The sequence below is a fragment of the Paucibacter aquatile genome (assembly GCF_002885975.1).
GTDB lineage: Bacteria > Pseudomonadota > Gammaproteobacteria > Burkholderiales > Burkholderiaceae_C > Paucibacter_A > Paucibacter_A aquatilis.
The window spans coordinates 2,882,742-2,895,399 of sequence record NZ_POSP01000003.1 but is presented as its reverse complement, the minus strand read 5'-3'; the positions used below and the strand labels follow the sequence as shown (position 1 = coordinate 2,895,399).

Annotated in this window: 10 protein-coding genes; 4 read left to right on the top strand and 6 right to left on the bottom strand. The window is 67.3% G+C overall.

Going from position 1 to position 12,658, the window contains the following annotated elements; all coding sequences use genetic code 11:
* Positions 1 to 71: 71 nt before the first annotated feature.
* The 3 genes from C1O66_RS15515 to recQ form a co-directional block, all read right to left on the bottom strand.
* Positions 72 to 2,177, bottom strand: a complete 2,106-nt coding sequence (locus C1O66_RS15515) for a M13 family metallopeptidase (protein ID WP_102768711.1) — start codon at positions 2,175 to 2,177, stop codon at positions 72 to 74.
* Between the two features lie 74 nt (positions 2,178 to 2,251).
* Positions 2,252 to 3,340 (bottom strand): ABC transporter substrate-binding protein, encoded by a 1,089-nt coding sequence (locus C1O66_RS15510; protein WP_102768710.1) that lies wholly within the window; start codon positions 3,338 to 3,340, stop codon positions 2,252 to 2,254.
* 61 nt (positions 3,341 to 3,401) lie between these two features.
* Positions 3,402 to 5,273, bottom strand: coding sequence for a DNA helicase RecQ (recQ, locus tag C1O66_RS15505; RefSeq protein ID WP_102768709.1), 1,872 nt, complete (start codon positions 5,271 to 5,273; stop codon positions 3,402 to 3,404).
* A 169-nt stretch (positions 5,274 to 5,442) separates the two neighbouring features.
* Here recQ and C1O66_RS15500 point away from each other — a divergent pair, with 169 nt between their 5' ends.
* From C1O66_RS15500 to C1O66_RS15490, 3 genes are all read left to right on the top strand, one after another.
* Entirely contained in the window at positions 5,443 to 7,641 is a 2,199-nt protein-coding gene (locus C1O66_RS15500) for a PhoX family protein (RefSeq protein ID WP_102768708.1), read from the top strand.
* An 82-nt stretch (positions 7,642 to 7,723) separates the two neighbouring features.
* Entirely contained in the window at positions 7,724 to 8,410 is a 687-nt protein-coding gene (locus tag C1O66_RS15495; protein WP_102768707.1) for a PEP-CTERM sorting domain-containing protein, read from the top strand.
* 119 nt (positions 8,411 to 8,529) lie between these two features.
* The gene (locus C1O66_RS15490; RefSeq protein WP_102768706.1) at positions 8,530 to 9,030 is read left to right on the top strand and encodes a cupin domain-containing protein; all 501 of its coding nucleotides are present in this window, start codon (positions 8,530 to 8,532) and stop codon (positions 9,028 to 9,030) included.
* On the opposite strand, the gene C1O66_RS15485 is transcribed toward C1O66_RS15490, so the two are convergent.
* Genes C1O66_RS15485 through C1O66_RS15475 form a run of 3 tightly spaced genes read right to left on the bottom strand, consistent with a single transcriptional unit; the run spans position 9,009 to position 11,851 of the window.
* On the bottom strand, positions 9,009 to 9,878 hold the full coding sequence (locus C1O66_RS15485; RefSeq protein ID WP_102768705.1) for a head GIN domain-containing protein: 870 nt from the start codon (positions 9,876 to 9,878) through the stop codon (positions 9,009 to 9,011). The two genes, C1O66_RS15490 and C1O66_RS15485, sit on opposite strands and share 22 nt — an antisense overlap.
* A complete protein-coding gene (locus tag C1O66_RS15480) occupies positions 9,875 to 10,666 on the bottom strand; it encodes a LytR/AlgR family response regulator transcription factor (RefSeq protein ID WP_102768704.1) in 792 nt (263 codons plus the stop codon). Before C1O66_RS15480 ends, C1O66_RS15485 begins: the two co-directional genes overlap by 4 nt.
* A gap of 18 nt (positions 10,667 to 10,684) precedes the next feature.
* The gene (locus C1O66_RS15475) at positions 10,685 to 11,851 is read right to left on the bottom strand and encodes a sensor histidine kinase (RefSeq protein WP_102768703.1); all 1,167 of its coding nucleotides are present in this window, start codon (positions 11,849 to 11,851) and stop codon (positions 10,685 to 10,687) included.
* Positions 11,852 to 12,055: 204 nt separating this feature from the next.
* On the opposite strand from C1O66_RS15475, the gene C1O66_RS15470 reads away from it, so the two are divergent.
* Entirely contained in the window at positions 12,056 to 12,625 is a 570-nt protein-coding gene (locus tag C1O66_RS15470; RefSeq protein ID WP_102768702.1) for a single-stranded DNA-binding protein, read from the top strand.
* Positions 12,626 to 12,658: the final 33 nt, after the last annotated feature.

Here is a 12,658-nt window from a genome sequence, read left to right as displayed (position 1 = left end):
TTGATGGGTTGATGCAAATAAAAAGGGGCGCGAAACGCGCCCCTTGTGGGTGTTGGCCACCGCAGCGGTGATCACCAGATCTTGCAGCGCTTGCTCTCTTCCTTGACCATTTTCTGGCCCGGCTTGCAGGCGAAAGCCTGGGCAAACTCCGGCATGTTCACGGCCACACCGTTGATGCGGTAGCGGCCCGGCGAATGCGGGTTGGTCAGGGCTTGCACGCGCAGGGCCTCGGGGCGGGCGGTGTTGCAGTCCCACTGACCGAAGCCGATGAAGAAACGCTGCTCGGGCGTCAGGCCATCGATGGGCGCCAGCTTCTGCGTGGCCGTCTGTTCGCGCCAGGCGGCCAGGGCCAGCACCATGCCGCCCAGGTCAGCCAGGTCTTCGCCCAGGGTCAGGCGGCTGTTGATCTTGATGTCATCGACGATGGTGTACTGCGCGTATTGCTCGACCACGCAGGCGGCGCGCTTCTCAAACGCGCGGCCGTCCTTCTTGGCCCACCAGTCCTTGAGATTGCCCTTGGCATCGAACTGGCGACCCTCGTCGTCGAAGCCGTGGATCAGCTCATGGCCGATGGTGCCGCCGGTGTTGCCGTAGCTGGGCGCGTCGTCGAGCTTGGTGTCGAACAAGGGCGGTTGCAGCACGCCAGCGGGGAAGTTGATGTCGTTCATCTGCGCGTTGTAGTACGCGTTCACCGTCTGCGGCGTCATGCCCCATTCGCCGCGGTCCAGCGGCTTGCCAATCTTGGCCAGCTGGCGCCGTGCCTCGAAGGCATGGCCGCGCTGCACATTGCCGAGGAAATCATCGCGCTTGACCTGCAGCGCGCTGTAGTCGCGCCAGACATCGGGGTAGCCGACCTTGTTGACGATGCTGTGCAGCTTCTCGAGTGCACGGGTCTTGGTGGCCGGGCTCATCCATTCGAGCGCCTGCACGCGCTGGGCCATGGCGCGCTCGATCTGCTCGGTCATCTGCACGGTCTTGGCCTTGAGCTCGGGGCTGAAGTTACGCGCCACGAACTCCTGGCCCAGGGCCTCGCCCATCTGCACATCGACCAGCTCGACACAACGCTTCCAACGTGCCTTGAGCTGCGGCACGCCGTTCAGTGTCTGGCCGAAGAAATCGAAGTTGGCCTGCACCAGCGCCTGGTTCAGATGCGGTGCCTGGCTGCTCAGGGTCTGCCAGCGCAGGTAGGTCTTGATGTCGTCCAGGCTGCTCTTCTTGAGCAGGCCGGCCAGGGTCTTGAAGAAGGCCGGCTCGGTGACGTTGAAGACACGCGTGTCCGCCGGCACGCCCAGGGCTTGCTGGTAGGCCGCCCAGTCGAAGCCGGGGGTCAGGGCTTGCAGGCCACGGGCGTCGAATTTGTGGAAGGTCTTGTAGGGATCGCGCTTGTCCACCCGGCTCAGGGTGGCGCGGGCCAGGGTGGTCTCCATGGCCAGCACGCGCGCAGCGGCCGCCTGGGCTTGCGCCGGGCTGCTGCCGCTGAGCTCGAACATGCGGGCGATGTGAGCGTTGAACGCTTCCCGCATCTTGAGCGACTTCGCATCGCGCTTGAGGTAGTAATCGCGGTCCGGCAGGCTGATGCCGCCGGCCATGGCGAAGGCGATCAACTGGCTGGAATCGGCCAGGTCCTGGCTGGAGGAGAAATAGAAGAACAGGCGCTCGTTGTTGCTGGCCAGCTGCAGGGCGGCCAGCAGGGCCGGCAGCTCCTGCTTGCTGCTCAGGCCGTCGATGCGGCTCAGCAAGGGCTGCAGGGGCTGCAGGCCCAGGCGCTCGGCTGCGCCCTCGTCCATGCAGGCGGCGTAGTAGTCGGCCATCTTGGCCTGGCTGGCGTTCAGCTCGGCGGCCGGGCTGGTTTTCAGCCGCTCCAGGATTCCCCAGAGATAACGCTGGTTTTCATCGGCCATCTTGGCGTAGACCGACCAGCGCGACTGGTCGGCCGGCACCGGGTTCTTTTCCATCCAGCCGCCGCAGACGTACTGGTAAAAATCTTCGCAGGGGTCGACGCTGCGGTCCATGGCCGTGAGGTCCAGGCTGGGTGTGTAGGGCAGCTGGCTCAGGGGCTGCTCAGCGGCAGCGGCAACGGTGGCGGCCGGCGTGGCTGCTGCCGGCTGGGCTTGCGCCAGCAGGCTCAGCGTGCCCAGGCTCAGGGCGCTGAGCAGGGCTTTTAGGGGCGTGGACATGGGGGGCATGGGGGAGGCATCCTTGGCGACCGCGGGGGGTCGAAGCCTGGGATTCTCCGCCAAGCTCGTGAGCGTCAGCGGCTGCGCTTCCTGAGCACTTCGTCCTGCCAGGTCTGGCGCAGCTTCTTCAGCTCCCAGGCCCAGACAAAAGGCCGCAGCGCGCGGGCCGGGCGGTACTGGGCCGGGTCGAGCAGGCGCTGCCGCACATCGGCCGGCAGATCCAGATGCTCCAGGCGGATGGGCCGCGCATAGCCGCGCGCCAGCTGCAGCTGGCCGGGGTCGCTGAAGATGTACTCGCGCGCCAGGAGAGCGGCATTCGGGTGCGGGGCGTGGCGGTTGATGAGGGTGGTGTAGCCGCTGGTCACCGAGCCGTCGCTGGGGATCAGCACCTCGTACTCGCTGGGGCGGCGCACGCGGCTGCGGTGGCCCAGGGCGACGAAATCCCAGAGCAGGTAGACATCGGCACTGCCACGCTGCAGATCGGACACCATGGCATTGCTGTGCACCAGGCGGCCTTGCCGCTCCAGCTTGGCAAAGGCCTCCAGGGCTGGCTGCAAACGGGTTTCGTCCCCGCCCAGGGCAATGGCGGCGGCCAGCACATTGGCGCTGGCCTGGGCCGAGCTGCCGACGCCGCCCACCTGCACGGTGTACGGTCCCTCGAACAGGGCGCGCCAGCTGCCCGGCACCCGGCCACCGGTGCGCCGGGTGTTGACGGCAAAGGCTATCGTGCCGGTGTAGGCCAGGGCCCAGAAGCCGTCCTCGTCACGCGCCCAGGCGGGCAGTTGCGACCAGACCATGGGCTTGTGCGGCCGGCTGATGCCACGCCCACGGGCCACCGCGCCGTATTCGAAGCCGACATCGCCCAGGTCGGCCGTGGCGCGGCTGCCCTCGCTGGCCATGCGCTCGATCTCGTCGGCGCTGTTCATGTTCTCGTCGCTGTGCTCGATGCCGTAGAGCCGTTTCAGATCGGCCCAGATGCCGCCCCAGTTGGCCCAGTGGTCCGGCATGCCGAGGGTGTGCAGCCGGCCCTCGGCGCGGGCGGCTGCCACCAAGGCGGGCGGCGGATTGAACAAAGCTTCAGCGACCGGAGGCGCCATCGGCTGCGCCAGCACCCGTCCGGTGGGCAGGCCCAGGGTACCCAGCAGCAGGTGGCGGCGCTTCATGCGCGGATTGTTACAGCTTGCGCGCTGGCCCGGCTTCGATGCCGGCGTGATCGCGCGGGTCTCAGCCCAGAACGCGCAGGATTTCCTCTCCGTAGGCTTCCAGCTTCTTGGCGCCCACGCCGCTGATGCCCGCCAGCTCGTCCAGACTTTGCGGGTTCTGGCGCGCCATCTCGGCCAGGGTGACGTTCTGGAAGATCACATAGGCCGGCAGGCCATGTTCCTTGGCCACCTCGGCACGCCAGCTCTTGAGCTGCTCGAAGCGTTCCAGCGCGTCCTCGTCCAGCTCGATTGGAGCCGTGCTCTTGCCCTTGCCAGTTCCGCCGCTGCGGCTGAGCTTGCCGCGCTTGGGCGCCACGCTGGGCACGCGCAGCAGCAGCTGCACCTCGCCCTTGAGCACGGCGCGGGCGCTGTCGGCCAGGGCCAGGGTCATGTACTCGCCCTCGGTGAAGACATGGCCCAGGGCGATCAGCTGGCGCAGCACGGCGCGCCACTGGGTTTCAGGCAGGTCAGCGCCAATGCCCCAGGTGGACAGGCTTTGGTGGCCGTACTGCGTGACCTTGTCGGTGACCTTGCCGCGCAGCACATCGATCAGGTGGCCGGCGCCAAAGCGCTGGCCGCCGTTCTGGTGGAAGCGGTAGATGCAGCTGAGCAGCTTGCGAGCGGCATCGGTGCCGTCCCAGGTGGCGGGTGGGACCAGGCAGTTGTCGCAGTTGCCGCAAGCCGAACTGAGCTCCCCGAAATAGGCCAGCAGGCGCACGCGCCGGCAGTCGGTCGCTTCCGCCAGGGCCAGCAAGGCGTCGAGCTTGCCGCGCTGGCCTTTCTTGAACTCCTCGCCGGCCGGGCTCTCGTCGATCATGCGGCGCTGGTTCACCACATCGGCCAGGCCGTAGGTCATCCAGGCGTCGGCCGGGGCGCCGTCGCGGCCGGCGCGGCCGGTCTCCTGGTAGTAGCTCTCGATGTTCTTGGGCAGGTCCAAATGGGCGACGAAGCGCACATCGGGCTTGTCGATGCCCATGCCGAAGGCGATGGTGGCCACCATGACGATGCTGTCTTCGCGCAGAAAGCGGTCCTGGTGGCGCTGGCGCACGGCGGCGTCCAGGCCAGCGTGGTAGGGCAGGGCCTTGATGCCGGCGCTGACCAGCCAGTCGGCCGTCTCGTCCACCTTCTTGCGGCTCTGGCAGTAGACAACACCGGCGTCCTCGCCATGCTCGTCCTGGATGAAGCGCAGCAGCTGATCGCGCGGCTTGCTGTCCTTCTCGACGATGGTGTAGCGGATGTTCGGCCGGTCGAAGCTGCTGATGAAGATGCGCGCCTCTTCCAGGCGCAGGCGCTCGATGATGTCGGCGCGGGTCAGGTCGTCGGCGGTGGCGGTCAGCGCGATGCGCGGCACCTCGGGGTAGCGCTCGTGCAGCAGGCTGAGCGCCAGGTACTCGCTGCGGAAGTCATGGCCCCATTGGCTGACGCAATGCGCCTCGTCGATGGCGAACAGGCTCAGCAGGCCGCGCTCCTGCAGCGAATCGAGCTGGGCCAGGAAGCGCGGGTTGGTGATGCGCTCGGGCGCGGCGTAGAGCATGACCAGGCGGCCGCTCATCATCTCGCGCTCGACATGGGCGGCCTGCTCGCCGCTCAGGCTGCTGTTCAAAAAGGCGGCGTGCACGCCGGCCTCTTCCAGCGCACCGACCTGGTCGTGCATCAGGGCGATCAGGGGGCTGACCACCACGGTCACGCCTTGCTGGCTGCGGTGCCGGGCGATGGCGGGGATCTGGTAGCAGAGGCTTTTGCCGCCGCCGGTGGGCATCAGCACCAGGGCGTCGCCGCCAGCCACCACATGGTCCACGATGTCGGCCTGGGCGCCACGGAAGGCGCTGTAGCCGAAGACTTCATGCAGGATCTGCTGCGGGCGGGCGTCGGAGGAAAGGTCGGCTGATTTCATTGAGGCCGCAATGGTACGCCCCCGGCTCCCCATGATCCGTTAGGCCTTGTGCCGTCATGGCCCTGTCGTTTGAGTTCTGCACATTCCGCGCTGCGCCGGTTGGAACCGGCCATCACCCCGTGAGCCATCCTTTTCAAGCTCACCCCACAGAACGCAGCAGGAGCCAGCCATGAAGGGCATCAAACACCCCCGCAATGACGAGACGATCAACCCGTCCGGCAATGCGTCCATCTACGACGTGATCGATCGCGTCGACAGCAAGCGCCGCAATTTCGTCAAAGGCAGTGTCGGCGTGGCCGCCTTGCAGGCCGCGGGCGGTCTGACCCTCTCGGGTCTGGTCAACACCGTGCAGGCCGGTCCCGTGCCGGCGGGCCTGGGCTTTCCGGGCATCGGTTTTGAAAGCGTGCCGGCCAGCGTGTCCGTGACCAGCGCACCGGCTGCGCCGGCCGTGGCCGACCGCATCACCGTGCCCGCGGGCTACACCGCCGAGCTCTTCGTCGCCTGGGGTGACCCCATCATGCCCGGCGCCGTGCCTTTTGCCTCGGACGCCAGCAACACCGCCGCCGAGCAGGCCAAGCAGTTCGGCGCGCACAACGACGGCATGGCCTTCTTCCCCTTCTTGGGCACGGACGGCCGGCCCAGCGTGGACCGCGGCATCCTGGCCATCAACAACGAGTACACGCCTGAAGAGATCCTGACACCCGCCGGCATTGCAGGCGCCAACCTGGCCGCGGTGCGCAAGTCGCAGGCCGCCCATGGGGTGTCCATCCTGGAAGCCCGCCGCCGCAACGGCAAGTGGATGGTGGTCAAGAACTCCGTCTACGGCCGCCGCCTGACCGCCAACACCAAGACCCGCATCTCCGGCCCGGCCGCCGGCCATGCCCTGATGAAGGTCAACGAGTACCTGATCAGCGACACCGGCAGCCATGCCACCGGCCGCCTGACCGACGGCTACACCGCCTACGGCACCATCAACAACTGCGCCAACGGCGTGACGCCCTGGGGCACCTACCTGACCTGTGAAGAGAACTTCAACGGCAACTTCGGTTCCAACACCGCGGTGCCTGCGCCCACCGCCGGCGAAGTCGGCAAGATGTTCAACCGATACGGTCTGACCAAGGACGGCTTCAACTACAAGTGGCACACCCAGGATCCGCGTTTTGATCTGAACGTCAACCCCAACGAAGCCAATCTGTTTGGCTGGGTGGTGGAAGTGGATCCCTACGATCCGAAGAGCGTGCCGGTCAAGCGCACGGCCCTGGGTCGCTTCAAGCACGAAAGCGCCCAGTATGTGGTCGATGCGCAAGGTCATCTGGCCGTCTACATGGGTGACGACGAGCGCAACGAGTACATCTACAAATTCGTCAGCGCCGGCAAGTTCAACCCGGCCGATCGCGTGGCCAACCGCAATCTGCTCGATGACGGCGTGCTCTACGTCGCCAAGTTCGATGCCGATCTGAGCGGCCAATGGTTGCCCCTGCTGCCGGGCACCGTGGGTGTGGACGGCGTGGCCCTGCGCGACAACCCGAACTTCGCCGGTGCCAATGATGCCGAGGTGCTGGCCAAGATCCTGATCAAGACTCGCATGGCCGCCGACGCTGTCGGCGCCACGATGATGGACCGCCCGGAGTGGACCGGCGCCCGTCCGCGCATCGGCGGCTTCAACAAGATCGAGATCTACTGCACGCTGACCAACAACAACCGTCGCGGCAGCAGCGCCACGCCTTCGTCGAACAAGGCCGATGGCACGACAGCCGCCGGCTCGGCCCGCCCCGCCGTCGACGCCGCCAATCCGCGTGAAGACAACATCTACGGCCACATCATTCGCTGGCAAGAGACCGGCGACACGGTCAAGGCCACCACCTTCGCCTGGAGCTTGTTCCTGCAAGCCGGTGACACCAAGACCACCAAGCCGGCCAAGGCCACCAACAACTACAAGGGCAATATCGTGGCCGACCCCTACGGCAGCGCCGATTTCGGCGCGCCGGACGGTTTGTGGTTCGACCCGTTCGGCCGCCTCTGGGTGCAGACCGACCAGATCGGCGATGCCTCGGGCGACTGGAAGAACATCGGTGCCAACTGCATGGTCTGCGCCGACCCCAACACCGGCATGGCTCGCCGTTTCCTGACCGGCCCCAATGGCTGCGAAGTGACAGGCATCGCCATGTGCCCGGATGGCAAGACCATGTGGGTCGGTGTTCAGCACCCTGGCGAAGACGCCACGCCGAGCAATCCCGAGTTGAAGTCGCGCTGGCCGGCCAACCAATGGGGCGTGGAGTCCGACGGTGTGACCTCCCTGCCCTTCGGCCGCCCGCGTTCCGCCGTGGTGGTCATCACCAAGGACGACGGCGGCGTCATCGGCAGCTGAGGCGCCAGCGCCGGTCGCCTGGCGGCGGCCGGCCTTGTTGCCCAGCCGTGCATCTCATCTCTCCATTGGAGCAAGTCATTTCATGAAAACCTGTCTCAAGACCCTGGCCCTGGCGGCCTGCTTTCTGGCCGGCGGCGCCCATGCCGATGCGGTCGATTCCGATGCGGCCTTCAGCTCGGCCCTGCGCGTGAGTTTCAACGGCTTTGACGGCCTGATCACCCGCGACCCCGTGGAGCTGGGCCTGGCCGAAACCGGCCGTCGCGTGGTGCTGAACCCGGGCGAGGGCACGGAAATTGGCGCCAATGCGCGCGATCTGGGCGAGAACGGCCTGTGGGGCGCCCGCGGCAACCCGCTGGACGGCCTGACGCCCACGCCCACCGGCAGCGGCAACTTCCTGGCCAGCAGCAGCGGCCCGGTGCACTTCAGCTTCGGCGAAGCCGTGCAGAGCGTCGGTGCCTATCTGAATCAGTTCCGCCTCGACGGCGAGACCCCGAGCCTGCTGCTGACCGCCTACGGTCAGAACGGTGCCGTGCTCGAGTCCTTCAGCTACAGCATCCAGACCGCCTTCGACAGCTACAACGAAGGCAAGTTCCTGGGCTTTGTGCGCGCCCAGGCTGACATCTACGGCTTCAGCGTCGCCGGCAGCAACGTCAGCCTCGACGAGCTCAGCTTCGCCACCCCGGTGCCGGAGCCGCAAAGCGCGGCGCTCTTGCTCGGCGGACTGGGTCTGCTGCTGGCCTGGGCTCAGCGTCGCCGCCCCCAGGCCTGAGCGGCGCTTTCGCTTCGCTTGGATTCGCAAGGGGCTGATGGCCCCTTGCGGTCATTGGAGGGCGCAGGGTTTTCCGTCAAGATGGCTCACCCCGCATCTGCAAGGAAGGAAGGCGCCCGATGGCTGAGGACTCCCACGACAAGGCCGCAGATTTGCGGCACAAGCTGATCCGCAATTTCAACCAGGTACCGCGCGAGCGCTACACGCGCCCGCCGCTGTACGACAGCCTGGTCGGTGCCGTCTCGGACGGCACGCTGGCGCGCAAGCTCGGTTGCGGCATCGACACGGTGGCGCCGGGTCAGCAGAGCTGCCCTTACCACTTCCATCACACCCAAGAGGAGATGTTCATCATCCTCGAGGGCCAGGGCACGCTGCGGGTGGCCGGTGAGCGGCTGCCCATCCAGGCCGGCGATGTGATCTTCATCCCCTGTGGGCCTGAATACCCGCACCACATCCTCAACACCTCGGAGGCCGAGCTCAAGTACCTGAGCATCAGCACCCAGGAGCGGCCCGAGGTCTGCGAGTACCCCGATTCAGGCAAGCTCGCGGTGTTCTCGAAAGGCCCGGCCTTCATCCAGCGCCGAGACAAGGGCCTCGATTACTGGGACGGCGAGCCCTGAAGATCGAGCGGCGCGCGGCCCTCGTTGTTGCCGCCGCCATTGCTGCTGGCCGCCCCCCTGGCGTTGACCAGCGCCGGCTTGTCGCCACGGGCGTTGATGCGCGAGATGCCCGACGATTGGCGCTGCACCTCGGGCCGGCCCCAGAAATCGACCTGGCCGAAACCGGAGACCGACACCGCCAGCTGCTCGGTGGCCCAGACCTCGGCGTCGCCGATGCCGCTGATGCTGATGCCGGCGCGTGCCACTTGCAGGTTCTCGGCCTGCAGCCGGCCCTTGCCGGAGACGCGCAGGGTCAGCTCATGGGCCTGGCCGCTGATGCGGCCGGTGCCGGCGCCCGAGATGCCGAAGTTCAGCTTGTCGGCTGTGAGCTCGTCGAAGCGCGCGCTGCCGGCGCCCGAGATGGTGATGGTCAGCTGGGCGCAGCGGAAGGCGCCCGGCGCGTGCAGATCACCGGCGCCGGACAGGATCAGGTGGTTGAGTCGGCGCAGGGTTACATCGATCTGCGGGCGCTGGCTGCGCCACATCTTCCAGCCGTCGACCGAGCGGATCTGCAGCCTGTCGCCGCTGTAATCGAGCTCGATCTGCTTTTGCGCCTCGGCGTCGCCGGCCACGAAGACCTGGTCGCGCTCGCCCTGGATCAGGCGCACATTGGCCGTGCCCGACAGCTCCAGCCGCTCGAAGGGGCGTGAGATGTAGAGCTTGCCCTCGGCCGCCGGTGCGGCCGCTGCTGCGGGGGCTGCGGGCGCCGCAGGGCTGACGGGGGCCACCGGCGCCGCACCGGGCTGCGCCATCACCAGCTCGCTCATCAAACAGGCCAGCAGGCCTGTGCTCAGCAGCTTCCAGCTCATATCGATTGCTCCCTCAGTTTCTTGGACACATCGCGGTTGGCGGTGAAGCGGGTGCCGTCCTGCATCTGCACGATCAGTTGCGAGTTCTCGTCGGGTGTCATCGACACCACGAAATCGAGGTTGACGATGCAGCTGCGCTGCAGCTTGATGAAGCGGCTGGGGTCCAGGCGCTGCTCGAAGGCGGTGATGGGCAGGTTGACCAGGTACTGGCGGCCGCCGCTGGCCACGGCGGTGTACTTGATGTCCGAGCGCAGGTACTCGACCGTGTCCACCTGGATGGGAAAGATCTTGCCCTGGTCGCGCACCAGCAGCCGGGTCATGGGCGAGGTGTCGGGTTTGGCCGCCGCTTCCAGCGCCTGGGTGCTGCTGGGCTGGGCGCCACCCTCGCTGCCGCTGCGCTGCAGGGCGTGCTGCACCGCCTCATTGAAACGCTCTTGCGAGAAGGGCTTGAGCAGGTAATCGGCCGCATGCAGCTCGAAGGCGGTGATGGCGTGCTCGTTGTAGGCGGTGGTGAAGATCACCCGCGGCACGGCGCCCTCACCTTTGGCGCCATCTTCGGCCAGGGCGCGCAGCACCTGCAGCCCGGTCAGGCCCGGCATATTGATGTCCATGAAGACCAGCTCGGGGCGCAGGCTGCGGATCTGCTCCAGCGCGCTCAGGCCGTCGGCGCAGCTGGCCACCAGCTCCAGCTGCGGCAGCTGGGCCACCCAGTCGGCCAGGGCTTCGCTGGCCAGGGGCTCGTCTTCGGCAATCAGGGTGCGGATGCGGGGTGGGGTGGTGGCGTTCATGAGGGTCAAGCAAGTGGGTCAAGCAAGCGGGGCCTGGGGAATCCATAGGTCGACGCGGAAACCGGCGCCCGGTGCGGTGTGGATGTGCATGCGCGCGCGGCCGTTGAAGTCGAGCGCGAAGCGGCGGCGCAGGGCGCCCAGGCCGATGCCGCCGCTGCGGTGGCCGCTGGGGGCCGTGCCCTCGCCGGCGTCGCTGGGGTTCAGCCGCGCCGGTTCGCAGCCGGCGCCGTCGTCCTTGACGGTCAGCGCCAGGGCCTGGGTCAGCGCATCGCGGCGCGAGCTGATGCTGATGCAGCCGCCTTTCACGCTGGGCGAGATGCCGTGGATGATGGAGTTCTCCACCAACGGCTGCAGGGTCAGGGGCGGAATCTCGTCTTGCAGCGTGTCCGGGTCCAGCGCCCATTCCACGCTCAGGCGCTGGCCCAGGCGCAGCGATTCCAGGGCCAGGTAGTCGCGCACAAAGCCCAGCTCCTCTTCCAGCGTCACTCGGTCGCTGACGGCGCGTTTGCTGTCCAGCACATAGCGCAGCATGTCGGAAAAGCGCAGCAGGCCTTGCTCGGCCGCTTTGGCATCCTTCCGGGTCAGGGCGATCAGGGAGTTGAGGGTGTTGAAGAGGAAATGCGGGTTCAGCTTGCCGCTGATGGCGGCCAGCTCGGCGCGGGCCAGGGCGCTCTCGGCCTGGGCGGCGGCTACGGCATTGCGGCGCGCCCGGCGTGCGTTCAGCACCGCGGTGAAGCCGGTGGCCACCGGCACATAGACAAATACCCCGGTGATGGCGCGCCAGAGCGCTGTTTGCATCAGCGTGGCCTCGGCATGCTCGGGGCCAAAGAGCAGGCTGGCGAGCACAAAATCGCTGGCCATCCAGCCGCCGCTGAACAGCAGCGCCGCCGCACCGTGCAGACCGGCCAGGCTGAGCAGGCCGAACTCGCGCTCCTGCAGCCACTGCGCCCAGGGGTAGACCAAAACACCCATCAGCATGGGCGCCCACAGCGTCAGCGTCGCTTCGTAAATGGCCGACCAGAGCTGCCACACGCCCTGCTGGCCGCGCTGGTAGTCGAGCCCGGCCACCACGTAAAGCAACCAGGTCAGCAGGCAGGCGCCGCCGTAGGCCAGCCAGAAGCGTCGGCGGCTGCCGGTGTTCCAGCTCTGGCTCGGGTTCAGGGGCGTGGTGCTGCTGCGGTCCATGGCGGCATCTTAGGCAATGCCCAGGTCCGCCCGGCGCCTGGCCTGACTAAGTGCAAGAAGCAGGGCGCCAACTGCGGCGCCCTCGGTCCGGCGTGGGCGGTCGCCAGCCGCCCAGGGCTCCCTGGGGCTTGCCCGCCCTGGGGCCGGCAGCCGGGGCGGCATAATCCGGGGGTTTGGATATCAGCAGCTTGCGGAGCAGCGCCTATGGCCTCGGTCAATAAAGTCATTCTCATCGGCAACCTGGGGCGCGACCCCGAGTTGCGCTACAACCCCAGCGGCGTCGCCTTCTGCACCATCAGCCTGGCCACCACGCGCAATTGGAAGAACCGCGAGACCGGCGAAAAGCAGGAAGAAACCGAATGGCACCGTGTGGTGTTCAACGACAAGCTGGCTGAGATCGTCGGCCAGTACTGCAAGAAGGGCCGCCCGCTCTACGTCGAAGGCCGCCTGCGCACCCGCAAGTGGACCGACAAGGAAGGCAAGGACGTCTACACCACCGAAATCATCGCCAATGAAATGCAGCTGCTCGGCGGCCGCGATTCCGGTGATGAAGGTGGTGGCGGCGGTGGTGGTGGCTACGGCGCCCGCGAAGCACGTGGTGGTGGCGGCGGTGCTGGCGGCTACGGCGGTGGCGACGACTACGGCGACGCCCCGGCCCCGCGCGCTCCGGCCCGCCCGCCTGCACGCCCTCCGGCAGCTGCCCGCCCGGCGCCCGCCCCGGCACCGCGCCCGGCGACCGGCTTTGACGATATGGATGACGACATCCCGTTCTAAAGAACGCCCGCTTCGGCGAATGGTCTAAAAGGC